The organism is Saccharopolyspora sp. NPDC045941 (assembly GCF_056431445.1).
In genome coordinates, this window is record NZ_JBWKKU010000013.1 from 140,209 (window position 1) to 161,275 (window position 21,067).

Here is a 21,067-nt window from a genome sequence, read left to right on the forward strand (position 1 = left end):
GACAATCTGTCGGCCGGCGGCCGGCGAGGCCGTGACCCTTCCGGGTTAGGTCTGCTGCAATTTCCATTGAAATCGAAGGTCCAATTTCCATTGAAATTGCGGTTCTCCGCACGGAACGCTTCGAGGCGGCTGCGTGGGACTACTGGTTGCGTGGGTGCCCCGTGGCCAGCAGGGCCAGCGGTTCGTGGCCTTCCGGGCAGTGTCGTCGCAGGGCGTCGTCGTCGAAGCCCGCCACCAGCACCGCGCCGATTCCGTCCGCGGCGGCCTGCAGGGCCATGTTCTGCGCCGCGGCACCGGCTTCGAGGTGCACGTAGCCGACACCGCGCGTTCCCGGCGGCTGGTCGGCGAACCTGGCCCGGGCCGCCGCCGCGTCACCGCTGATCAGGACGAGCGCGGCGCAGGACGACAGCCAAGGCTGGTCGCCGATGCCCGCGTCGCCGATCTGGGCGCGCAGATCGCCCCGCGCCAGCGGGACCAGCCGGTGCGCGCCCGGTTCGTACCGGTAGCTCCCGGCGGGCACCTCCGCGACGTCGCCCGCCACGAGCGTCAATCCCAGGAAGAACGATCCGCCCGCGGACGGGGCCGTCCGCAGTCCCGGGCCGCTGGCGCCTTGCCCTGCCCAGAGCAACCGGCTCACCGCCAGTGCGGACAGGGGTGCGCCGGAGTACTCCCGGGTGCTCCGGCGCCGCCGGAGCACTTCGTCGAACGAGGGCGTGGCCGGTCCGTCCGGTGGCGGCAACATCACCGGACGAGCGTACCGGTGCTCAGCTTCCGAAGTCCTGGGTCCAGTAGTCGCCGTTGGTGTCGAAGCCGACGCCGATGGTCTTGTTGGAGCAGTTCAGGATGTTCGCCTTGTGCCCGTCGGACTTCATCCAGCCGGCCATGACCTCGGTGGCGTCCTGGTAGCCCTGGGCGATGTTCTCCGCACCTGGCGACGGGTGGCCGGCCTTCGAGATGCGCTGCGTGAAGGTCACACCGTCGGGGGTGGTGTGATCGAGGTAGGTGCGCTTGGCCATGTCGGTGCTGTGCTCCTCGGCCGCCTTGGTGAGCCGGGAGTCCACCTTGACGGCGCCGCAGCCGGCACCGGCCCGTTCCTTGTTGACCAGGGCGACGACCTGGTCCTCCACCGAGGTGGCCGCACCCGCCATGGGGGCGAAGGCGGCGGCGGCACCGGTGCCGATCATCAGGGCAGTCAGGGTGATTACGGAGCGTCGCACATTCGGGGGCTTCATGCCGTCGCAAGCTACCCCATTCGGCTGAGATCAAACCGTTATATGTGGATACGCTCACCCTCCGTGACAGCATGGAGTAATCGGCCGAGCACCGAGCGACTCGCCCCAGGCCGGAACCGGCACAACTGACTTTTGTCATCCCTGGCCGGTGACGCCCGCTCACTACCCGGAACACCGCGGCGAGCCGAACATGATCAGCCATGGAGAACGTGTTGGAAGTCCGCGCGGCGCGCCACTGGTACGGCGGCACCCGCGCCCTGGACGGGGTGGACCTGGACGTCGGTGCCGGGGAGTGCGTGGCGCTGCTCGGGCCGAACGGTGCCGGGAAGACGACGCTGGTGAACCTGGTGACCGGCCTGCTCCACCCGCAGGACGGCGGCCGGATCCGGGTCGGCGGCGGCGATCCGCGGATCGCCGCGACCCGGCGGCGCCTCGGCGTCGTGCAGCAGTCGCCCGGATTCCCGAACACGCTGAAGGTCGGCGAGCTGGTCACCGGCGCCGCCGTGCGCGGAGGCTTCCCCCGCGCCGCGGCAGGCCCGGTGATGGCCGAGCTGGACCTGACCGAGCTGGCCGGGCGCCGGGCGACCAAGCTCTCCGGCGGCCAGCGGCAGCGGCTGCAGCTGGCCATGGCGCTGGTGACCGAACCGGCGCTGCTCGTGCTCGACGAGCCGACCACCGGCCTCGACGTGCCGGCGCGGAGGCGGTTCTGGCAGGTGCTGGCCGAGCGCCGCGCGCGCGGCACCGGCGTGCTGGTGACCACGCACCTGATCGAGGAGTCCGGCGCCGTCGCCGACCGCGTGGTGGTGCTGGACCGCGGCCGCATCGTGGCCGCCGGGCGGCCCGAGGAGCTGATGTCCCGGCTGCCCGACCGCACGGTCACCGCGAGGACCGCGCTCGACCAGGCCCGGCTGCGCGAATTGCCCGAGGTCGTGTCGATCAGTCGCGACGGCGACCACGTCCGCCTGGGCACCCGCAGCCCGGAGGCGCTGCTGCGCGTGCTCCTGGCCGAAGATCCGCACCTGACCGATCTCCGCGTCGAGGGCGCGGGTCTGGAGGAAGCCGTGGTCGGCCTGACCGGACGGAGCGCCGCATGAACGCCAGGATCTTCGGCGTCGAGGTCGCGGACGAGCTGCGGGCCATCTTCCGCGAGCCCACCGCGCTGTTCTTCTCCATCGTGATGCCGGTCGGGTTCTTCACCCTGTTCGTCTCGCTGTACGGGAGGATCCCGGCCGGTCCGGTCCCGGTCGGGACCGGCATGCTGGCGACCTTCGGGACCTTCGCCGTGCTGTCGGTGTCGTTGACCAACCCCGGGATCACCGTCGCGGGAGACCGCGAGCGCGGCTGGCTGCGGGCGAAGCGGGTGTCCGCCGTGCCGATCGGCGTGACGCTGGCCGCGAAGCTGGTCGCGGTGCTGCCCTACTCGGCCGGGGTCCTGCTGGCCATGACCGCCACCGCCGCCCTCACCGGTTCGCTGAACGTCGCGGTCGTCGAGCTGCTGCGCGTCTTCGCCGTGCTGGTCCTCGGCGCGCTGCCGTTCGCGCTGCTGGGCCTCGCGGTGGGTTTCCAGGCCGGACCGAACGCCACCGCCGCGATCCTCAACGCGATCCTGTTCCCGTCGGCGGTGCTCTCCGGCCTGTGGATGCCGCTGGAGGTCCTGCCCGCGTTCTTCGGTCATATCGCGCAATTCCTGCCGACCTACCACCTGGCGCAGCTGGCGCTCGCCCAGCTGGCCGGCGAGGGCGCCGCGCCGCATGTGCTCGTGATGCTCGGCGCGACCGCGGTGACCGCGGCGCTCGCCGCTATGTCGTACCGTCATGCCCGATCATGAGAAGCTGCGCACGCCTCGGCCGCTGGATCCACCTCGTCTACCTGGCGAACCTGCTCTGGGGCCCGGCCCTCGACCCGAGATCGACCTGGGTGGACTGGGCGCTGGCGGTCGCCGTGATAGCCGCGGTCGCGCCGATGTACCTGCTCGCGTGGCACCGCCCGGCTCGCGCACGCTGGTGGTGCACCGTGCCGACCGCTGTGCTCGGCGCGGCCATGACGCCAGTCAACTCCGGCGCCGCGGTGCTGTTCGTCTACGCCGCGGCGTTCGCGGGCGTCTCCGAATCGCGGCGGACCGCGCTGCGCTGGTTCGTCGGCCTGTCGGTGCTGGTCAGCCTGTTCTCCGTGGTCTCCACCGTGCCGATGCCCTGGCGGCTCTACGGCCTCATCCCGTCGCTGGTGCTCCTGTGGGCCATCGGGACGATGCAGATCAACTGGGTCGAGCGGGACCGCGCCGCGGCGGAACTGCGCAGCCAGAACGCGCGCATCGAGCACCTGGCCACCCTGGCGGAGCGCGAGCGCATCGCGCGCGATCTGCACGACCTCCTCGGCCATTCGCTGACGGCGATCGTGGTGCGGGCGGCGCTCACCAACGAGCTCATCGGCCGCGATCCCGACCGGGCGCGAGGCGAAGCCGCCGAGATCGAAAGCACCGCCCGGGCGGCGCTCACCGAGATCCGCGACGCCGTCACGGGCTGGCGGCAGGCCAGCCTCGACTCCGAGCTGGAGGCGGCGCGCCACGCGCTGTCGAGCCTCGGCGTCGACGTCGTCGTGCGGCGCGATGAGAAACTGGCGATCGTGGGTTCCACCGAGCACGAAATGGCGTTGGCACTGCGCGAGGCGGTGACCAACGTCGTCCGGCACGCCGCCGCGACGACCTGCCACATCGGGCTGAAGGCCCAGGACGGCGAGCTCCAGCTGGTGATCGCCGACGACGGCGTCGGCGGCGACGCGCCGGAGGGCAACGGCCTGTCCGGCATGCGCGAGCGGATCGCCGCGCTGGGCGGCCGGGTGCGGCGCACCGGTTCGGCGGGGACCACGCTCACCGTCGCGGTGCCGCTGCGGGTGGCGACCTAGATGGGCGCGGAGATCCGGGTCGTGCTCGCGGAAGACCAGGGCATGGTCCTCGACGCGTTCGCCGCACTGCTGGACCTGCAGCCGGACGTCAGCGTGGTGGCGACGGCCGCCAACGGCGACGAAGCGCTGGCGGCCGTCGAGCGGCACCGGCCCGACATCCTGCTCACCGACATCGAAATGCCGGGGCGAACGGGGCTCGAAGTGGCCGCGGAGCTCCACCAGGCCGGCGATCCGGTGCGGGTCCTCATCGTCACGACCTTCGCCCGCAGCGGCTACCTGCGGCGCGCGATGGACAGCGGCGTCGCGGGATACGTGCTCAAGGACGCGCCGATCGCGGAACTGGTGGCGGCGCTGCGCCGGGTGCACGCCGGAGAACGCGTCGTGGCACCGGAATTGGCGATCGCGGCGTGGGATCACGCGGATCCGCTCACCGACCGGGAACGGGAACTCCTGCGCGAGGCCACCACCGGCGCGAGCAACGCCGAGCTGGCGCGCCGCCTGAGCCTCGCCGAGGGCACGGTCCGCAACTACCTGTCGACGGCGATGGCCAAGCTCGGCGCCCGCAACCGCATCGAGGCGGCCAACACCGCCCGCGAACGGGGCTGGCTCTAGAACTCGTCCTGCGGGCGGCAGTGCGGCGGTTTCGCGCGAAACCGCCATCCCGCCCCGCGCGACCACCAGGCGTCCCGGATCGTCTCGACGGCCCGGTCATCGATCGATTTCACAGCTGAATCGCAGCGAATAGAAGTGTTGGACCCGATGGGTTCCCGGCGGGAACACTGGACGCGGATTCGGTGGATCTCGCTTTCCGGGAGGGAAAATGGACACGTCGTCCTCCGACGTGGCCCGGCTGCTGCGGATCTTCGCCGCCCGCGCACTGGTTCTCGCGTTCATCGCCGGCATCACGGGCGCGACGACGCCGGCGATGGTCCTCGGGCTCGCCGGAGTGGGTCTCCTCCTGGCCCCGGTGGGAGCCGCGCACCGGCGGGACATCAGCCGGTGAGGTGGTCCAGCAGTGCCCGCGCCGCCGGGTTCGTCGGTTCCGGCAGCCGCCCGGCCAGGTAGATCGTCCTGGTGAAGTCGGTGCCTTCGATACGGGCGAAGGGCAGCCCGGCCCGCTCGGCGACGGACTGCGGGACGATCGTGACGCCCAGTCCCGTCGCCACCAGCTCCATCAGCAGCGGAACGTTGGTGGCCTCGCACACCGGGTTGTGCCGGAGCCCGGCGTCGGCGAACCGGCGGCGCACCATCGCCTGCATCACGCTCCCGCTGAAGTCCACGAACGGCTCGTCGTCGATCTCCGCCAGCCGGACCCGGCGCCGGTGCGCGAGCCGATGTCCCGGGTAGGTGACCAGGACGATGCGCTGCGTCCACTGCGCGAAGCTGATCAGCTCGCCCGGCAGCGGCCCATCGGCGGCCAAGTAGGCCAGGTCGAGCTCGCCGTCGGCGACGGCCGCCGAGAGTTCGGGCACGGCGCCGTCGCGGACGTGGATCCGGATCCCGGGATAGCGGGACTGGAACACGCCGAGTTCGCGCGGCAGGTCGACGACCGTCAGCATCTGGATCATGCCGATGGAAACCCGGCCCCGGGACAGGCCGACGACCGCGGACACCTCACCGCGCGCCGCGTCCACGTCGGCGACGAGCCGGTGGGCGACCGGCAGCAGGGCGCGGCCCGCCTCGGTCAGCGCTACGCGGCGGGTGGTCCGCTCGAAAAGCGGTGCGCCCAGCTCGGTTTCGAGCTTGCGGATCGAAGCGCTCAGCGCCGACTGGACGATGTGGATCTCCCGCGCGGCGGCGGTGAAACTGCCGCTGCGCACCACCGCGAGGAAGTGCTCGACCTGCCGGATTTCCATCCATCGACCATATCGCTGAATTCGCATCGAACCAGCACCGGAGCAGGTCGACCGCGCCCGGGCCCGCGGGGAAGGTGGTCATGCGGGGTGGTCGGCCCGCTGCCAGCATGAGGCGGGGCGCGGGTGTCTCGATGCGGCCGACGCGCCTTGCGACGTCGAGGGGGGCGAGTCGGGATGAGGATTGTCGTCGACCTGAACCGCTGCCAGGCATTCGCGCAATGCGTGTTCCTGGCGCCGGGAGTTTTCTCGCTGCACGGCGAAGAGGCCCTGCTCTACCAGCCGCGCGCCGACGACGCGCACCGCGACGACGTGTTGCGCGCCGCCGCGGCCTGTCCGGTCCAGGCGATCCTGGTCGACCGCCGGAGAGCTGGCGGCGATGTCCGCTGACAGCCAGCTGGCGGCGCTGCGCGAGGACGGCCGCATCGTGATCGTCGGCGCTTCGCTCGCGGTCTGCGGGCGGCGGAGCAGCTGCGCGAGGAAGGCTTCGCGGGCTCGCTCACCTTGATCGGGGACGAGCCCCACGAGCCCTACGACCGGCCGCCGCTTTCCAAGCAGGTGCTGCTCGGCCGGTCGCTGCCGGAGGACACCGGTCTCCCCCGCCGGCGCGCGATCGACGCGCAGTGGCGGCTCGGCGTCGCCGCCACCGGGCTCGACCGGGACGACCGCCGGGTCCTGCTGGCCGACGGCGGCGAGGTCGGGTTCGACCGCCTGCTGATCGCCACCGGCGGGCGCTCCCGCCCGTGGCCGCACGAGACCGAGGCCGCGCTCGACGGCGTGTGCGTGGTGCGCACCAGGGAGGACACCGCCGGGCTCGCGCGGCGGCTGGCCAGGCGGCCGAACCGGGTGCTGGTCATCGGCGCCGGCTTCACCGGCTCGGAGGTCGCCTCGGCGTGCCGGGAGCGGGGCCTGCAGGTCACCGTCGCCGAGCGCGGCGAAGCTCCGCTGGTGGGCGCGCTCGGCGGCGTGGTCGGCGACGTGGCCGCGCAGTTGCAGCGCGAGCACGGTGTCGACCTCCGCTGCGGGGTCATGGTGACCGCGCTGGAGGGCGATGCCGGTGGCCGCCTCAAGCGCGCGCACCTGTCCGACGGCACCGTGGTGGATGCGGAAGTGGCCGTGGTCGCGCTGGGCGCGGTGCGCAACACCGACTGGCTGGCGGGTTCGGGCCTGGCCGCCGGTCCCCGCGGCATCGCCTGCGACGCCGGCTGCCGGGCCTTCGACGTCCACGGCATCGTCACCGACGACGTGTTCGCCGCGGGCGACGTGGCGCGCACCCCGCATCCGCTGTTCGGGTACCAGTTCCTCGCGCTGGAGCACTGGGGCAACGCCGTGGCGCAGGCCGAGATCGCCGCGCACAACATGATCAGCGCCGGTTCGCAGCGGCACCCGCACCTCTGGATGCCGTCGTTCTGGTCGGCCCAGTTCGGGGTGAACATCAAGTCCGTCGGGGTGCCGTCGATGGCGGACGAGCTGATCGTGCAGCAGGGCGCGCTGGAGGCGCACTGCTTCGCCGCCGCCTACGGCTACCAGGGGCGCGTCATCGCCGCCGTCGGCTTCGACCACGGGAAGTGGATGGGCTTCTACAAGCGGCTGATCGAGCAGGCCGCGCCGTTCCCGCCAGACTTCCCCGGCGTCGACCAGCGCTCGGCCGCGCTGCGGCCGGTGCCGGCCAGGTTCCCGGATCCGGCGCTGCCCACCCACAGCCCCACCGTCACCCTGACCGGTCACTCGCCCAGCGAACGGCGGGTCGTCTTCACACCGGCCCGCGCCTGACTCCGAGGAGCGCGTCCATGCACACGACCAGCCTCGTGCGGCGGATCACCGACCAAGCCGTCCGCGCCGACCCCTACCCGGTCTACACCGAGCTCCGCGGCACGCCGGTGGTGCGCGACGACAGCGGCATCCACCTCGTCACCACCTACTGGGAGATCCGGAACCTGCTGCAGGACCCCCGGATCAGCTCCGACGCCCGCAACCTCGCCCCCGGCGCCGATCCGCTGGTCGGCACGACACCGGACGACGAGGGGATGCTGCCGCCCAGCTTCATCCGGCTGGACCCGCCCGAGCACGACCGGCTGCGCCGCCTGGCGATGCGCCCGTTCGGTCCCCCGCACAGCCCGCGGCGCATCCACGACATGCGCGGCGACCTCGCCGGGACCGTGACCGGGCTGATCGACGGGCTCGACGGCCGGGACCGCTTCGACGTGGTCGACGACTTCGCCTACCCCTTCCCCGTCGCGGTGATCTGCCAGCTCCTGGGCGTGCCGCGGGAGGACGAGCCGCACTTCCGGCGGCTGGTCGACGTGGTGGTCGCCGGGCTCAGCCCGGCCGAGGACCAGGAGGCGCAGCGGCACGCGGTGCGCCAGGGCCGCCTCGAACTCGGGCAGTACCTGGCGGCGCTGATCGAGGAGCACCGCCGCCACCCGGGCGACGACATGCTGTCCGCGTGGATCACCGACGAGGGGCCGGAGGGGCGGATGTCCCTGCTGGAGGTGATCACCAACGCGGTCCTGCTGCTGATCGCCGGCCACGAGACCACCGTCAACCTGATCACCAACGGGATGCTCACGATGCTGCGGAAACCGGCCGTGCTGGAACTGCTGCGGACCGAGCCGATGGCGGCGGCCCGCGCCGTGGAGGAGCTGCTCCGCTACGAGCCTCCGGTGCAGATACTGCCCCAGCGCACGACGTTGACCGAGGTCGAGGTCGCGGGCAGCGTGATCCCCAAGGGGGCGCCGGTGTGGCTGCTGCTGGCCTCGGGCAACCGGGATCCGGCGCGCTTCCGCGATCCGGACCGCTTCGACCCGAAGCGCGAGGACAACCAGCACCTCGGCTTCGGCTTCGGCGTGCACGCCTGCTTCGGCGCGCCGCTCGCCCGGCTGGAAACCCAGATCGCGCTGACCGAACTCGCCCGCAGACTGCGCGACCCGCGGCTGGTCGAAGACCCGCCGCCGTACCGGCCGAGCCCGATCCCCCGCGGCCCCCGCCACCTGCCGGTGACGATCGACGGCCTGGCCGCCTGACGGACCGGACGATGGCCGCCTGCACCGGCGAAGCGGAATGGGCGCCTTGAACGATTTCATGCCGCGGCGCATGGCGGAACTCTCCTTCCTCCGCTTCGCCCCGGTTTCCCTGATCCGTCTACTTCGGACGATCATCCTCGGGCTCTCCAGGCAGCGGGCCGGGCAGCTGGATGACCTCACCTGTGCAGCGGCCGTCCGGGTGCATCAGCCAGCCCACCCGCTTCCGGGTCCGCAGGATCACCGAGCTGTTCACGATTCCCCCTGCGGGCAACAGCCGTTCGAGGCTGTCCTGCATGTACGAACCGATCTACCTGCGCGGTCCGACCCGGGAACCCGGGCGTCGTTTTCGCGCGAAACCGCCACCCATGTCAGGCACCGGCGCGCCGTCGGGAGCGCGCCTAGGACGGGCGGCGTGCGAAAAGAACCGCTTGCGGAGCTTTCCCATCTGGGTCAAGCAGCATGTGGGCCTCGACCTCGAATCCCGCGTCGCGCAGCCAGGTTGCCACCTGGTCCGGCTGGCGGCGGTGGACATGGACCTTCATCGGGTGACCGCCATAGCCCGCTGTCTTCAACTGCGACTGGTCGCCGACGTGAAACAGGAGCTGCAGCGGTCCGCCTGGGCGCAATGCTCGGTGGAAGTGCCCGAACACTGTCGGCACCTCGTCGTCCGGGATGTGGATCAATGACTGCCAGGCGAGCAGGCCCGCCACCGACGCGGCTGGGAGTTCCAGGTCCGCCATCGAACCCACTTCGAACCGCAGACCGGGGTGGTCGCGCCGGGCCACCTCGATCATCCTGGGGGAGAGATCGATACCGAAGGCGTCGACACCGAGATCGCGCAGGTGAGCAGTGACATGTCCGGGGCCGCAGCCGGCGTCCGCGACCGGCCCACCGCCGGCGGCCCGCACGCTGTCGGCGAACAACGCCAGCGCCGCGCGAAGGTACTGGTGACCGGCGATGGCGTCACGCACCTGGTCCGCATAGCTGGCCGCGACCCTGTCGTACGAGGTTCGGGTGTCGGCCAACCAATCGTCCGTGGTCATGGCCGGCACGCTAGCCCATGATCACCATCGACCGGCCGACGACGACCCCGTCCAACTCGCCCTGGACGACGGCTGGGATGCTCGCCGCCCCCAGACCCCCGGCAGTCCTCCGGGATGAAGCGGAGCCTGCACGCTGCGGTCCGCTCGGGGAGGTCGACGGGATGAGGACGCAGCCCCTCGCTTATAGGCGGGGAATCACCCACGGATGAGAAACTGCGGAACCGTTGGACTTCCGGTCGTCCTCAGCGGCGGGCGAGGACCCACCACGCTTGGAACGCCGCGTAGGCGAGGATCACCGCGCCGACCGCGCTGGTGATGTGCACGCCGAAGGTGAAGGCGTGCGCCGCCGACTCGCGCAGCGCGATGCCCTGCTCCACCGGCAGCTCGGCCGCCGCCGACAACGCGCCGCCCAGCGTGTCCCGTACCGTGTCCACTATGGATTCCGGGACGCCCGCGACGTCGACGCGTCCGCGGTAGGCCGCGGTCAGCACGCTGCCGAGGATCGCCGTGCCCATCGCGGCGCCCAGCTCGTAGCCGGTCTCCGAGATCGCCGAGGCCGCGCCCGCGTTCTCGGGGGCGACGCTGTTCATGATGGTGTCGTTGGTCGCCGTCTCGGTGATGCCCGCGCCGAGGCCGACCACCATGAACGCCACGACCACCAGCCAGGTGCCGCCCTCCGCGGGCAGCAGCACCATCAGCAGGTAGCCGAACGCGGTCGCCAGGATCGCCGCGCCCAGCAGCTCGGCCAGCCGGACCCGGCGGATCAGCCGGACCGCCACCAGCGACCCGAGCACCGACAGCGCGATGCCCGGCAGCAGCGCGAGACCCGCGCGCAGCGGGCTCATGCCCAGCACGAGTTGCAGGTACTGGGTCATGAAGAACAGCCCGCCGACCATCACGAACACCGCCAGCAGGTTGCTGGTGACCGCGACGCTGAACCGCGGGTTGCGGAACAGGGCCAGGTCCAGCATCGGGGCGTCCAGCCTGCGCTGCCTGCGCACGAACGCGTAACCGGCGATCGCCGCGACCGCCACCGCGGGCAGCGCCAGTGCGCCGCCGCCGGCGAACTCCTTGATGCCGAGGACCAGCGCCAGCATCGCCAGCAGCGACAGGCCCGCGCTGGCCAGGTCGTAGCGGCCGGGCGCCGGGTTGCGCGACTCCGGGATCACCAGCGGGCCGACGATCAGCAGCAGGACCATCACCGGCAGGTTGATCAGGAACACCGAGCCCCACCAGAAGTGCTCCAGCAGCAGCCCGCCGAGCAGCGGGCCGAAGGCGGAGCCGCCGGCGAAGGTCGCGGTCCAGGCCGCGATCGCGGTGGTCCGGGCGCGCGGGTCGGTGAAGATGTTGCGGATCAGCGACAGCGTCGAGGGCATCAGCGTCGCGCCGGCGACGCCCAGCAGCGCGCGGGCCGCGATGAGCAGTTCGGGGGTGGGCGCGAAGGCCGCCAGCACGGAGGCGAGGCCGAAGCCGGTCGCGCCGATCAGCAGCAGCCTGCGGCGGCCGATCCGGTCGCCGAGCGTGCCCATCGTCACCAGCAGGCCGGCCAGCATCAGCGAGTAGATGTCGACGATCCACAGCAGTTGTCCGCCGGTGGGCCGCAGCTCCTCGCTGATGTGCGGGAGGGCGAAGCTCAGCACCGTGTTGTCGACCGAGATCAACAGAACCGGGAGGAGGAGGGCGCCCAGCGCCGTCCACTGCGTGCGGGAAATCTGAGGCGAATTCAGCTTTAACATTTTCTACTCGTTTCGACTGTACCGTCTGGACGGTATAGTAACCGTCCGGACGGTACAGTGCCACCCATGGCAGCCACCAGCACCCGCGCCCGCATCCTCGACGCGCTCCAGCGGATCCTGATCCGCCAGGGCACCGCGGCGGTGACCCTCGAATCGGTCGCCGCCGAGGCAGGCGTGTCCAAGGGCGGCCTGCTCTACCACTTCCGCTCCAAGCAGGCGATGCTCCAGGGGCTGACGCGGCGGATCGACGAGGACGCCGAGGCCGAATTCGCCCAGGCCACCCGGGAAGGCGTGGACGTCGTCCGGTACTTCCTGCAGACCTCGCTGCCCGCGTCGGACGAGGAGGCGGCGCTCTACTGGTCGGTGATCGCGGCCCTGCGCAGCGGCGAAGGTCTCACCGACGACGGCACCGAGGTGCTGGCCAGGGTCTTCAACCGCTGGTCCGAACTGCTCACCGACTACATCGGCGACCCGGTGCTGGCCGAGACCGTCCGCCTGGTCGGCGACGGCCTCTACCTGAGCGCGCTGTCCGGCCTGCCGCACCCCGACCCGGATCTGCTGCGCCGGGTCTTCGACCGGATCTTCGAACAGGTCGCGGCGGCGCGCGGAGCCTGATCGCCGCCATTCCCGGGAAGAAGCGTTTTGGGTATGTCGCTCAGAACTTGGCGGGTGTTACCCAGTTCGTATACAGAAGATCGTACCGCTGAGTAAGATCCACCCCGACCAATTTGGCTCGTCGGGAATTCCATGCGGGGGTCGCACGGTGTGGACGCAGCGGGATCAGATCCAGGCATACCGGTTCCTCCGCCGACGACTGGTATCCGCGCTCGTCTCCGCCGACGCCAACCATCCGGTCGCGCCCGCCAAGCGGGTCGTCCTCGGCACGGCGCTAGGCCTGGCGGTCGCACTGCTGGTGGGTGCCGTGTTCGGCGTGATCGGCCTGCTCGCCCCGACGCGCGCGGAGGCGTGGCGCCAGGGCGGCCAGGTGATCATCGAGAAGGAGACCGGAACCCGGTTCGTCCTCGGGCAGGACGGCCTGCTGCACCCGGCGCTCAACTACGCCTCGGCGCGGCTGCTCGCGGGCGGCGACGGCGGCAAAACCGTGACGGTGTCCGCAAAAGCGCTGAGCGGCGCGCCCCGCGGCGCCGCGGTCGGCATCGCGGGCGCGCCGGATTCGCTGCCGGGCGGCGATCGCCTGCTGACCGGCGCCTGGACCGCCTGCACCCGCGTCGCGCCCGACCGGCCTAGCGGCGAGGCCCCGATCACCACCGTCCTGTTAGGACCGAGCGGCGCGGGCGCGGAACTCCGCGAGGGGCAGGCGCTGCTGGCCCGCCTGCCGTCCGGCGAGCGCTTCCTGGTCACCGGCGGGCACCGGTACCGGCTGGGCGGTGAGCGCGCCGTGGTCGCGCTCGGCTACGCCGCGGCCGAGGAGGTCCCGGTGGCGCCGGCGTGGCTGAACACCCTTCCGGCGGGCCGGGATCTGGCCACCATCGCCGTGCCGGACGCGGGCAAGCCCGGCATCCGGGTCGGGTCCGAGACCCGTCCCGTCGGGCAGGTGCTGGTGTCCGAGGTCGGCGAGTACTACCTGGTGCGGCGCGACGGCCTGGCCGTGATCACCGAGACCGAGGCGGACCTGCTGCTCGGCGCGCCGGAGAACACCGCCGCCTACCCCGGCGGGCGCCCGCACCGGGTGGAGGTCGCCACCGCCGACATCGGCGGCGTGCCGCGATCGCCGGAACGCCAGGACGGCTACCCCGGCCGGCGCCCGGAGCCCGTCAAGCCCGGCCGCGCGCCGACGGTGTGCGCCACCGGCGAGCGGGTCACGGTCGGCCAGGCGCTTCCCTTGCGGGATGGGGAAAAAGTCGTTCCGGTGACCGCGTCCACGCCGGGCACCGCCGCGGAGGTGTACGTGCCGGGCGGGTCCGGCGCGGTCGTCGCCGAGGAACCGGCCCCTGGCGTGCCCGCCGGGGCGGTGTACCTGATCACCGACGCGGGGATGAAGTACCCGATCCCGGGCGACGAGGCGGTTTCCGCGCTCGGTTACGGAAACCGGCCGACGCACGGCGTGCCCGCGTCGGTGCTCGCGCTGTTCCCGACCGGCGCCGTGCTCGACCCCACACTGGCCGGGCAGGTGTTCCCGGGCTGATGGGATCGGCGGAACGCGGGCTCGTCCGGCTGGGACTCCGCTACGCCGTGTGGCTGCGCTTCGTCGTGATCGCCGTGGCGAGCGGGGCCTCGCTGGTGCTGGAGAACGAGCGGAAACCCGGCTGGGCCATCTTCATCGTGCTGGCGCTCAACGCGTGGAACGCGTGGTACGCCGCCCGGATGTCCCGCTCTGCCATGCGCTGGCCGGTCGCCGTCGACGTGCTGGTGATGTGCGCGATCTGCCTCACCCAGGTCTGGACGACGCCCGCCGCGCCCAGCCCGGAGGGCACCAGCTGGGTCCGGGTCGCCGCGGCGATCACCGTGGTCGCCTATCCCTGGCAGCTCGGCGCGGGGGCGTTGGGCGCGGCGACCGCCGTGATCACCGCCGCGCACCTGGCCGGGACGGCGCTCTCGCTGCCCGAGCACTGGCTGACGGCCGCGCCGATCCACCTGTGGATGTTCATGGAAGCCGGCCTGTCCTGGGGGCTCTACCTGCTGGTCCGGCGTGGCGCCCGGACCGCCGACCAGATCGTCGCCCGCGGCGAGCGGGTGCGCCGCCGGTCGGCGGTCGCCGAGGCGCGGCGCACCGACGAGCGCGAGCACCTCGCGTCCCTGCACGACACCGCGTCGGCCACGCTGCTGATGGTCGGCGCCGGGGTGGTGGCCGAGCGGCAGATCTGGCTTGCGGAACAGGCGAAACGGGACCTGGAGGTGATCCGCGGCCGGTCCGAGGTGTCCGATGGCGAGGTCGATCTCGTCGGCATGCTGCGGGAGACCATCACCAGGACACCGCTGCGGGTCCGGCTGACCGCGCCCGACGAGCTGGTGGTGCCCGCGGTGGAAGCGGCCGCGCTCTGCCACGGCACGCGGGAAGCGCTGACCAACGTCGTCCGGCACGCCGGGGTCGACCGGGCCGACGTGGCCGTCGCGCAGCACGGCGACAGCGTCGTCGTGGAGGTCGTGGACGCCGGGCGCGGATTCGACCCGGACCGGATCTCCGGCCACCGCTACGGCGTGACCGGCTCGCTCGTGGAGCGGATGCGCCGGACGGGCGGGAGCGCGCAGGTGATCAGCAGCCCCGGCGGCGGAACCCGGGTGCGGATGACGTGCCCGCTCGGGGCGGCGGAGGACGCCGGGGGCGACGCCGAGATCATCGCCACGAAGTTCCAGCAGGGCATGCAGTGGGCCGTGGTGGTGATGAACCTCGTCATCCTGTGCCTGCTCGACCTGCCGAAGCTGCTGTCGAACCTGGACGGCTACCGCTCCGCGCCCACCCAGTTCCTCGCCTTCGCCGGGTTCCTCGCGGTGACCCTGGTCGTGCTGGTCGGCCTGCGCAGGCAGCGGCCGGTCGGCCGGTGGCGCTGGCCGCTGCTGGCGCTGGTGTTCGCGTTGTCCGCGGCCGGGACCGCGTCGGTGCAGCCCGAGCACCTGCTCGGCTTTGCACACTGGTCCGAAGGGGACGCGGGCTGGACGGTGGCGCTGCTCCTGCTCGACTGCCGGATCCCGACCTTCACCCTGACGCTCGTCGCCCAGTACGTGATGACCTTCGTGCAGGTCGGGCTCGCCGGGAACGCCGCGACCTCGTTCTCCGACGCGGTGAACGCGACCGTGCTGATCCTCAGCTACCAGACCGCGGTGGGTTTGATCGCCGCGGTGCTGCGCGGGCTCGCGGTGTCCTCGGCCCGGGCGGCCAGGGAGGAGGAGCAGCTGCGGACCGCCGAAGAAGTGGCGCGGCAGCTGCACCAGGACCGCAAGAACCGCTACGCCGACCTGGAAGGCACGACCGTTCCGCTGCTCGACGGCCTGGGCTCGGGCGCCCTCGACCCGGGCGACGTGTCGGTCCGCCGGCGGTGCTCGGTGGAGGCGGCGAAGATGCGCCGCCTGTTCGCCGAGGACGCCTCCACCCCTGATCCGCTGCTGCACGAGCTCCGGGCCTGCATAGAACTGGCCGAGCGACAAGGGGTTTCGGTGCGCTTCGCCGAGTACGGCAAGCGCCCGGCGATCCCCAGGGAGGTGCGGCGCAAGCTCACCGAGCCCGCGGTCACCGCCCTGGCCACCGCCACCGGCACGGTGCGGGTGACGGTGGCCGGCTCCGGCGACGCCGTCACGGTCAGCCTCGTGGCCGCGGCCGTCGAACCGGTGCTCGCCGAACCCCGGTCCGACGGCGACGTGGTCACCTCGACGGTGGTGGACGGCGGCCGGGTCTGGATCGAGGCGAAGTGGAGCCTCCCGACATGACGTCCTCCCCCGCCCGCCGAGGCGGGATTCCCAGCAATGACACGACATCGCGCAGCGGAGGTTGGAGTTGATCACGGTCGTGGTGGTAGACGATCATCCCGCGGTGGTCGCCGGCGTGCGGGCCTGGTGCTCGCTGGCCGACCCGCCGATCAAGGTGCTCGATTCGGGCCCGGCGGTGTCGGTCGCGTGGCTGGATCCCGGTGCCACCGCCGACGTGGTGATCTTCGACCTGCAGCTGGACATCACCGGCCCCGCCTACGGCGACCTCAAGCGGCTGGTGGACGCCGGCCGCCCGGTGGTGATCTACAGCATGCGGGCCGACCGGGAAACCGTGTTGACCTGCCTGGACATCGGCGCCTTCACGTACCTGACGAAGGCGGAGGGCGAGGACCACCTGGTCGCCGCCGTGCAGGCCGCGGCGAGCAACACGCCGTACCTGCCGCCGTCCCTGTCCGGCGCGTTCGGCACCGACGACCGGCCGAACCGGCCCCGGCTGTCGCCCCGGGAGACCGAGGTGCTGCTGGAGTGGTTCCACTGCGAGTCGAAGGAAATGGTGGCGCGGCGGCTCAACCTGACGGTGCACCGGGTCAACTCCTGCCTGGAGCGGGTGCGGATCAAGTACGCCAACGTCGGCCGGGAGGCCCCGACCAAGGCCGCGCTGGTCGCCCGCGCGATCCAGGACGGCCTGGTGCGCGCCGACGAACTCTGATCCCGTTGCGCCCGTCACGGCGATGGCATGAGGCCGCAACGACTTCGAGCTCGGAGCAACCCGACTCGTCCAGCTCGCACCCGACACCTGGATCAGCCAACATGATCGGCCAGCAAGGCATCAGGACCAGCCGGAGCTCCGGCCCGCCCATTCGCTACGACGCAGTGCGCCGATGCCTGCGACACCTCGCCGCGAGCATCCACATGCCCCGCATCGGCACCGGCCTGGCCGGAGCCCGCTGGGACCGCATCGAGCCGCTCATCGCCGGCGAGCTCACCGGCCACGACATCCCCGTCACCATCTACGAGCTGCCACAACCCCGACATCGAGCACAGGATGACCATCGAGGGCGACCGGCACGTGGCGGCGGCATCGAAGGGGCCGCCCTGACAGACGGGCTGCCCGGAAATGGGGTACGAACGGCCCCCACCGCGCGCGAGCGGACCTCGCTAACGTCCTCCGCGGAGATCCAATCGGGAGGAATCGGTGGAGACCAAGCGGATTCGAGTCGGGGTGGTGGAGGACCACCCGCTGTACCGCGCGGCGGTGGCCCGGATGCTCGCCGACGCGCCGGACGTCGAAGTGGACGCGGTCGCCGAATCGGTCGCGCAGTTCGCGGCCCGCAGCCGGTGCGCCGGGAGCATCGTCGTGCTCGACCTCGGGCTGCCCGGGGTGCGGGGCGCGGCGGCCGTGATGGAACTCGTGCGCCGCGGCCACCCGGTGCTCGTCGTCTCGGCGATGGCCGACCGCACCGAGGTGGTCGGCGCGATGCTGGCCGGGGCCCGGGGCTTCCTCTGCAAGGACGCCGAGGGCGAGGAGATCCTGGCGGCGATCCGGGAGATCGCGGCCGGGCGCAGCCACGTCGCCCCGAAGCTGGCGGCGGTCGTGCTGGACACTTCGCGGGAGCGCAACGCCGGCGCGCGCATCGAGCTCTCGCACCGCGAGGCCGAGGTGCTCAGCAGGCTCGCCGCCGGCGAACGCGACCAGGACATCGCGATGGGCCTGCGCATCAGCATCCGCACGGTCCGGTCCTACTTGGACCGGATCAGGGACAAGACGGGACTGCGGCGGCGTCCCGCGCTCACCGCCTACGCGATCGAAAACGGCTTCGTCACCTGCCCGGCGCCCGACCGGATGCCGGCCTGAGAGGGGAATGCGGCGGTGCGGTCGCGCGGATCCGCAATTTCCATTGAAATCGAAGGTTCGATTTCAATGGAAATTGCGGAGGACGGAGTCCGCACCGCCGCGCAAGGTGAGCCTGGGAACAGGCCCTGACGTCGGGAGAAGCGCGTGATGATCCTCGCGTCCACGATCTGCTTGATGGCGATGCTGACCATCAGCGTCCGGCTCGCGCACCACGCCGGGTACCGGCGCGGGCGAAGGCGGGAGCGGGCCGTCATGACCCGGTACCTGCACGACACCGTCCTGCCGACGCTGGAGGCGCTGGCGCTGGCCGCCCCGTCGGATGCGGCCGCCGCGCCGGCCCGGCTCGCCGAGCTGCGCCAGGCCGCCAAGGAGCAGGCCGCGTTGGTGCGGCGGGACATGACGGCCCGCACCGAGGCGGGGCGCGCGCGGCTCGAACCCGATCTGGTGGCGCTGGCGGCGGATCTGGCGCGCCACCGGCTGCACGCCGAACTGATCCGGGGGGACGTGGACGACACGCTCCCGGTCCATCGGCGCACCGCGATGCGCGACGCCGTCCGGGAAGCGCTGCGGAACACGCAGAAGCACAGCGGGACCGATCGCGCCGTCGTGCGCGTCGAGGAGCGCGACCGCGGGATCGCAGTGGTCGTCCGCGATCACGGGTCCGGCTTCGACATGGCGGGCAGGGAAGCCGGATTCGGCATCAGGGAGTCGATTTCGGCCAGGATGGCGGAGGTCGGCGGCTCCGCCCGCGTCGAATCCCGCCCCGGCTGGGGAACCCAGGTCACGCTGTGGGTTCCGCAGTCATGACGCGCGGGGCGCCGCTGGCCGCGGCGGTCTGCGCGGCGCTCGGGGCCGGCCTGCTCATCGGCGCGCCGGCCGCCTCCGCGCAGTGCGCCGCTCCCGCCGGTGTGTACCGGGAGGCGATGGGGTGGGCGCAGCGGCTCACCGACGCATCTGGGACCTGGCCGGTCTCCGACGGAACCGGGCAGCTGCTCGCGGTCGTCGGCACCGGGATCGACGCGAGCAACGACCAGTTCGGGCCGGGACAGGTGGTGCCGGGCTCCGATCTCGGGGACTGCGACGGGCGCGGCACCTTCGCCGCGGGCATCGTCGGCGCGCGGCCCGACCCGGCGACGGCCTTCGCCGGCATGGCGCCGGGCGCCCGCCTGCTCGGGATCCGGTACACCGAAACCCGCTCCGGCGGCGGCGATCCCGACCCGGACGCGCTGGCCGGCGCGATCCGGCGGGCCGTGGACGCGGGCGCCACGGTCATCCTGGTGGCCGTGCCGGCGCCGCGCACGAGCCCGGCGCTGGAGGACGCGGTGCGGGATGCCCTGGCCGGCAACGCGCTGGTCGTGTCGCCTGCGGTGGGCGACGAGCCCGGGACGCTGTCCTACCCGACCGGACTGCCCGGCGTCGTGGCGGTCGGCGCGCTCGACCCGTCCGGCGCGGCGGTGCAGGACGAATCGGGCCCGCACCTCTCGATCGCCGCCCCCGGCACGGACCTGACCGGCCTCTCCGCCGGGGTCCGCGGCGGGCTCGGGCACCGCTGGGGCGTGGACGGCCCGGCGTTCTCGGCGGCGTACGTCGCGGGCGCGGCGGTGCTGGTGCGCTCCTACCGGCCGGGGCTGAGCGCCGAGCAGGTCGCCGAACGGCTCGCCCGGACCGCCAGTCACCCGCCGAACGGGCACGACCCCCGGCTGGGGTGGGGCGTGCTGAACGTCGGGGCCGCCGTGGCCGCGGAGCTGCCCGACGATCCTTCCGCGCTTCAGCTCCCGAACGCCCCGGCGCCGCCGGTGGCGACCGTGCGTCCGGCCGCGGGCCCGGCGCCGCTGCCCGACCACGAGCCACTCCCGGGTTGGCTCGCGCTGCTGGGCGTCGCCGCCGCCGCTCTCGCCGTCGTCGCGCGAACGACCATCCGGCTCGGCAAAGCCCGCGGCTGGCGCCCGGGCTCCCGCCGCTCCCCCTGAGCCGCATTCCCGACCGGACCGATGTTTCCGCTGGTCACAGGGCCGTGAGTCTTTTGTGCTGCGATAGCGACCCAAGGCGTTGACCTGACCTGGGGCGGCGAGCGCCAGGTGTTCGTGATCGAGCGGGGGGCTCACTCGTCTTGGTCTTGGTGTGTCTCTTCGCGGGGTAAGGGCCACCCGCGGAACGGCGGTTCCGCAGTCCCATCGAGCAAGGCTGCGAGGTCGCGACGCAGTTCCTTCTCGGTGTCGTACGCGACGATCACCTCGGCACGCCCCGGCACGCGGAAGGTGACTCGCCAGGTGCCGGTGGGGGTCCGTTCGATCTGCATCAGAAGTTCGTGCCCCGCCCCCCAGCGGATAACTGTCCCATTCACAGCTCCCCGCTCCCCTGCTCGTACGGGTTTCACGCTAAGCGTCGCGACGGTCGAACGGTAGAGTCCTTCGCCTGGGGAGGGCAGGGGCCGCGAGACGAACGCCCGTTCCACGGCCGGAGTGATGCACCTTCCATCCCGCCGACGTCGTGCACGGCTGTCGAGCGCTCGAGGCGCGATGTCATAGCCCCGGGGCACAATGCGGGGCATGTCCCAGTCATCTCCGCACCGGCACCACGCCATCGACTACGTGGAGCTCACGGTCACCGATCTCGACGCCGCCAAGCGCTTCTACTCCGAAGCGTTCGGCTGGCGGTTCAACGACTACGGCCCGGCTTACGCCGGCATCCGGGCCTCGCAGGACGACTCCGCACCCGAGGTCGGCGGCCTGCGCACCGACCAGGAGGTGCGAGCGGGCGGGCCGCTGGTGCTGCTCTTCTCGACGGACCTGGACCGGTCCGCGGAGGCGGTGCAGGCCGCCGGCGGCCGGGTGGTGAACGGGCCGTACGAGTTCCCCGGCGGGCGCCGGTTCCACTTCACCGACCCGAGCGGGAACGAACTCGGCGTCTGGGCGGAGGCGTAGCGGGGTCGGGGGGGGGGGGGGGGGGGGGGGAGGGGGAGGGACCCACCCACCAACAAAGAAAAGAAGAAGAGGGAAGGGAACCCACAAAAAGGGGGGGGCTCTCTCCCCTCGGGGGTC

The 21,067-nt window shown here is 72.3% G+C and carries 25 protein-coding genes; 17 read left to right on the plus strand and 8 right to left on the minus strand.

Annotated elements, in window-relative coordinates; genetic code table 11:
• Window positions 1-139: 139 nt before the first annotated feature.
• Together AC07FN_RS13230 and AC07FN_RS13235 are read right to left on the minus strand one after the other, a co-directional pair.
• Window positions 140-742, minus strand: a complete 603-nt coding sequence (locus tag AC07FN_RS13230) for a SagB/ThcOx family dehydrogenase (protein WP_478395866.1) — start codon at window positions 740-742, stop codon at window positions 140-142.
• Between the two features lie 22 nt (window positions 743-764).
• Complete coding sequence (locus AC07FN_RS13235; protein WP_478395829.1) at window positions 765-1,184, minus strand: CAP domain-containing protein; 420 nt, start codon at window positions 1,182-1,184, stop codon at window positions 765-767.
• A 248-nt stretch (window positions 1,185-1,432) separates the two neighbouring features.
• Between AC07FN_RS13235 and AC07FN_RS13240 the strand changes: the two genes are divergently transcribed.
• The 5 genes from AC07FN_RS13240 to AC07FN_RS13260 all read left to right on the plus strand — a co-directional run bounded on the left by AC07FN_RS13240 (window position 1,433) and on the right by AC07FN_RS13260 (window position 5,136).
• Complete coding sequence (locus AC07FN_RS13240) at window positions 1,433-2,326, plus strand: ABC transporter ATP-binding protein (protein ID WP_478395830.1); 894 nt, start codon at window positions 1,433-1,435, stop codon at window positions 2,324-2,326.
• Window positions 2,323-3,060, plus strand: a complete 738-nt coding sequence (locus AC07FN_RS13245) for an ABC transporter permease (RefSeq protein ID WP_478395831.1) — start codon at window positions 2,323-2,325, stop codon at window positions 3,058-3,060. The genes AC07FN_RS13240 and AC07FN_RS13245 overlap by 4 nt, the downstream gene beginning before the upstream one ends.
• On the plus strand, window positions 3,057-4,133 hold the full coding sequence (locus AC07FN_RS13250; protein ID WP_478395832.1) for a sensor histidine kinase: 1,077 nt from the start codon (window positions 3,057-3,059) through the stop codon (window positions 4,131-4,133). Before AC07FN_RS13245 ends, AC07FN_RS13250 begins: the two co-directional genes overlap by 4 nt.
• A complete protein-coding gene (locus tag AC07FN_RS13255; RefSeq protein ID WP_478395833.1) occupies window positions 4,134-4,745 on the plus strand; it encodes a response regulator in 612 nt (203 codons plus the stop codon).
• Between the two features lie 208 nt (window positions 4,746-4,953).
• Window positions 4,954-5,136, plus strand: coding sequence for a hypothetical protein (locus AC07FN_RS13260; RefSeq protein WP_478395834.1), 183 nt, complete (start codon window positions 4,954-4,956; stop codon window positions 5,134-5,136).
• On the opposite strand, the gene AC07FN_RS13265 is transcribed toward AC07FN_RS13260, so the two are convergent.
• Window positions 5,126-5,989, minus strand: coding sequence for a LysR family transcriptional regulator (locus AC07FN_RS13265; RefSeq protein ID WP_478395835.1), 864 nt, complete (start codon window positions 5,987-5,989; stop codon window positions 5,126-5,128). The genes AC07FN_RS13260 and AC07FN_RS13265 overlap by 11 nt on opposite strands.
• A 174-nt stretch (window positions 5,990-6,163) precedes the next feature.
• Between AC07FN_RS13265 and AC07FN_RS13270 the strand changes: the two genes are divergently transcribed.
• Genes AC07FN_RS13270 through AC07FN_RS13285 form a run of 4 tightly spaced genes read left to right on the plus strand, consistent with a single transcriptional unit; the run spans window position 6,164 to window position 9,009 of the window.
• Window positions 6,164-6,376: a ferredoxin gene (locus tag AC07FN_RS13270; protein ID WP_452618521.1), complete on the plus strand. Its 213-nt coding sequence runs from the start codon at window positions 6,164-6,166 to the stop codon at window positions 6,374-6,376.
• Window positions 6,366-6,494 carry a hypothetical protein gene (locus tag AC07FN_RS13275; protein WP_478395836.1) on the plus strand — a complete coding sequence of 43 codons (129 nt, stop codon included), beginning with the start codon at window positions 6,366-6,368 and terminating at the stop codon, window positions 6,492-6,494. Before AC07FN_RS13270 ends, AC07FN_RS13275 begins: the two co-directional genes overlap by 11 nt.
• A complete protein-coding gene (locus AC07FN_RS13280; RefSeq protein ID WP_478395837.1) occupies window positions 6,491-7,759 on the plus strand; it encodes an NAD(P)/FAD-dependent oxidoreductase in 1,269 nt (422 codons plus the stop codon). The genes AC07FN_RS13275 and AC07FN_RS13280 overlap by 4 nt, the downstream gene beginning before the upstream one ends.
• A 17-nt stretch (window positions 7,760-7,776) precedes the next feature.
• Window positions 7,777-9,009: a cytochrome P450 gene (locus tag AC07FN_RS13285; RefSeq protein ID WP_478395838.1), complete on the plus strand. Its 1,233-nt coding sequence runs from the start codon at window positions 7,777-7,779 to the stop codon at window positions 9,007-9,009.
• A 118-nt stretch (window positions 9,010-9,127) separates the two neighbouring features.
• On the opposite strand, the gene AC07FN_RS13290 is transcribed toward AC07FN_RS13285, so the two are convergent.
• The 3 genes from AC07FN_RS13290 to AC07FN_RS13300 all read right to left on the minus strand — a co-directional run bounded on the left by AC07FN_RS13290 (window position 9,128) and on the right by AC07FN_RS13300 (window position 11,788).
• Window positions 9,128-9,304 carry a hypothetical protein gene (locus tag AC07FN_RS13290; protein WP_478395839.1) on the minus strand — a complete coding sequence of 59 codons (177 nt, stop codon included), beginning with the start codon at window positions 9,302-9,304 and terminating at the stop codon, window positions 9,128-9,130.
• Between the two features lie 103 nt (window positions 9,305-9,407).
• Window positions 9,408-10,052, minus strand: coding sequence for a class I SAM-dependent DNA methyltransferase (locus tag AC07FN_RS13295; protein WP_478395867.1), 645 nt, complete (start codon window positions 10,050-10,052; stop codon window positions 9,408-9,410).
• Between the two features lie 242 nt (window positions 10,053-10,294).
• Window positions 10,295-11,788, minus strand: a complete 1,494-nt coding sequence (locus AC07FN_RS13300; RefSeq protein ID WP_478395840.1) for an MFS transporter — start codon at window positions 11,786-11,788, stop codon at window positions 10,295-10,297.
• Window positions 11,789-11,854: 66 nt separating this feature from the next.
• Here AC07FN_RS13300 and AC07FN_RS13305 point away from each other — a divergent pair, with 66 nt between their 5' ends.
• The 4 genes from AC07FN_RS13305 (at window position 11,855) to AC07FN_RS13320 (ending at window position 16,880) form a co-directional block, all read left to right on the plus strand.
• Window positions 11,855-12,403: a TetR/AcrR family transcriptional regulator gene (locus AC07FN_RS13305; protein WP_478395841.1), complete on the plus strand. Its 549-nt coding sequence runs from the start codon at window positions 11,855-11,857 to the stop codon at window positions 12,401-12,403.
• A 148-nt stretch (window positions 12,404-12,551) separates the two neighbouring features.
• Window positions 12,552-13,934, plus strand: a complete 1,383-nt coding sequence (gene eccB / locus AC07FN_RS13310) for a type VII secretion protein EccB (RefSeq protein WP_478395842.1) — start codon at window positions 12,552-12,554, stop codon at window positions 13,932-13,934.
• On the plus strand, window positions 13,934-16,171 hold the full coding sequence (locus tag AC07FN_RS13315) for a sensor histidine kinase (RefSeq protein WP_478395843.1): 2,238 nt from the start codon (window positions 13,934-13,936) through the stop codon (window positions 16,169-16,171). The genes eccB and AC07FN_RS13315 overlap by 1 nt, the downstream gene beginning before the upstream one ends.
• A gap of 70 nt (window positions 16,172-16,241) precedes the next feature.
• Window positions 16,242-16,880 (plus strand): DNA-binding response regulator, encoded by a 639-nt coding sequence (locus AC07FN_RS13320; RefSeq protein ID WP_132484124.1) that lies wholly within the window; start codon window positions 16,242-16,244, stop codon window positions 16,878-16,880.
• 92 nt (window positions 16,881-16,972) lie between these two features.
• Here the strand turns inward: AC07FN_RS13320 and AC07FN_RS13325 are convergent, their stop codons facing one another.
• Complete coding sequence (locus AC07FN_RS13325; protein ID WP_478395844.1) at window positions 16,973-17,206, minus strand: hypothetical protein; 234 nt, start codon at window positions 17,204-17,206, stop codon at window positions 16,973-16,975.
• A 160-nt stretch (window positions 17,207-17,366) separates the two neighbouring features.
• Here AC07FN_RS13325 and AC07FN_RS13330 point away from each other — a divergent pair, with 160 nt between their 5' ends.
• The 3 genes from AC07FN_RS13330 to AC07FN_RS13340 all read left to right on the plus strand — a co-directional run bounded on the left by AC07FN_RS13330 (window position 17,367) and on the right by AC07FN_RS13340 (window position 19,996).
• Entirely contained in the window at window positions 17,367-18,026 is a 660-nt protein-coding gene (locus AC07FN_RS13330; protein ID WP_452618511.1) for a response regulator transcription factor, read from the plus strand.
• A 147-nt stretch (window positions 18,027-18,173) separates the two neighbouring features.
• On the plus strand, window positions 18,174-18,833 hold the full coding sequence (locus AC07FN_RS13335; protein WP_478395845.1) for a sensor histidine kinase: 660 nt from the start codon (window positions 18,174-18,176) through the stop codon (window positions 18,831-18,833).
• A complete protein-coding gene (locus AC07FN_RS13340) occupies window positions 18,830-19,996 on the plus strand; it encodes a S8 family serine peptidase (RefSeq protein WP_478395846.1) in 1,167 nt (388 codons plus the stop codon). Before AC07FN_RS13335 ends, AC07FN_RS13340 begins: the two co-directional genes overlap by 4 nt.
• Before the next feature lie 131 nt (window positions 19,997-20,127).
• Here AC07FN_RS13340 and AC07FN_RS13345 read toward each other — a convergent pair whose 3' ends face one another.
• The gene (locus AC07FN_RS13345; protein ID WP_478395847.1) at window positions 20,128-20,325 is read right to left on the minus strand and encodes a hypothetical protein; all 198 of its coding nucleotides are present in this window, start codon (window positions 20,323-20,325) and stop codon (window positions 20,128-20,130) included.
• 250 nt (window positions 20,326-20,575) lie between these two features.
• On the opposite strand from AC07FN_RS13345, the gene AC07FN_RS13350 reads away from it, so the two are divergent.
• Window positions 20,576-20,950 (plus strand): VOC family protein, encoded by a 375-nt coding sequence (locus tag AC07FN_RS13350; RefSeq protein ID WP_478395848.1) that lies wholly within the window; start codon window positions 20,576-20,578, stop codon window positions 20,948-20,950.
• Window positions 20,951-21,067: the final 117 nt, after the last annotated feature.

Coding starts and splice junctions, on each gene's coding strand:
- AC07FN_RS13230 (WP_478395866.1), bottom strand. CDS start 742: ATGTTGCCGCCACCGGACGGACCGGCCACGCCCTCGTTCGACGAAGTG.
- AC07FN_RS13235 (WP_478395829.1), bottom strand. CDS start 1,184: ATGATCGGCACCGGTGCCGCCGCCGCCTTCGCCCCCATGGCGGGTGCG.
- AC07FN_RS13240 (WP_478395830.1), top strand. CDS start 1,433: ATGGAGAACGTGTTGGAAGTCCGCGCGGCGCGCCACTGGTACGGCGGC.
- AC07FN_RS13245 (WP_478395831.1), top strand. CDS start 2,323: ATGAACGCCAGGATCTTCGGCGTCGAGGTCGCGGACGAGCTGCGGGCC.
- AC07FN_RS13250 (WP_478395832.1), top strand. CDS start 3,057: ATGAGAAGCTGCGCACGCCTCGGCCGCTGGATCCACCTCGTCTACCTG.
- AC07FN_RS13255 (WP_478395833.1), top strand. CDS start 4,134: ATGGGCGCGGAGATCCGGGTCGTGCTCGCGGAAGACCAGGGCATGGTC.
- AC07FN_RS13260 (WP_478395834.1), top strand. CDS start 4,954: ATGGACACGTCGTCCTCCGACGTGGCCCGGCTGCTGCGGATCTTCGCC.
- AC07FN_RS13265 (WP_478395835.1), bottom strand. CDS start 5,989: ATGGAAATCCGGCAGGTCGAGCACTTCCTCGCGGTGGTGCGCAGCGGC.
- AC07FN_RS13270 (WP_452618521.1), top strand. CDS start 6,164: ATGAGGATTGTCGTCGACCTGAACCGCTGCCAGGCATTCGCGCAATGC.
- AC07FN_RS13275 (WP_478395836.1), top strand. CDS start 6,366: ATGTCCGCTGACAGCCAGCTGGCGGCGCTGCGCGAGGACGGCCGCATC.
- AC07FN_RS13285 (WP_478395838.1), top strand. CDS start 7,777: ATGCACACGACCAGCCTCGTGCGGCGGATCACCGACCAAGCCGTCCGC.
- AC07FN_RS13290 (WP_478395839.1), bottom strand. CDS start 9,304: ATGCAGGACAGCCTCGAACGGCTGTTGCCCGCAGGGGGAATCGTGAAC.
- AC07FN_RS13295 (WP_478395867.1), bottom strand. CDS start 10,052: ATGACCACGGACGATTGGTTGGCCGACACCCGAACCTCGTACGACAGG.
- AC07FN_RS13300 (WP_478395840.1), bottom strand. CDS start 11,788: ATGTTAAAGCTGAATTCGCCTCAGATTTCCCGCACGCAGTGGACGGCG.
- AC07FN_RS13305 (WP_478395841.1), top strand. CDS start 11,855: ATGGCAGCCACCAGCACCCGCGCCCGCATCCTCGACGCGCTCCAGCGG.
- AC07FN_RS13315 (WP_478395843.1), top strand. CDS start 13,934: ATGGGATCGGCGGAACGCGGGCTCGTCCGGCTGGGACTCCGCTACGCC.
- AC07FN_RS13325 (WP_478395844.1), bottom strand. CDS start 17,206: ATGTCGGGGTTGTGGCAGCTCGTAGATGGTGACGGGGATGTCGTGGCC.
- AC07FN_RS13335 (WP_478395845.1), top strand. CDS start 18,174: ATGATCCTCGCGTCCACGATCTGCTTGATGGCGATGCTGACCATCAGC.
- AC07FN_RS13340 (WP_478395846.1), top strand. CDS start 18,830: ATGACGCGCGGGGCGCCGCTGGCCGCGGCGGTCTGCGCGGCGCTCGGG.
- AC07FN_RS13345 (WP_478395847.1), bottom strand. CDS start 20,325: ATGCAGATCGAACGGACCCCCACCGGCACCTGGCGAGTCACCTTCCGC.
- AC07FN_RS13350 (WP_478395848.1), top strand. CDS start 20,576: ATGTCCCAGTCATCTCCGCACCGGCACCACGCCATCGACTACGTGGAG.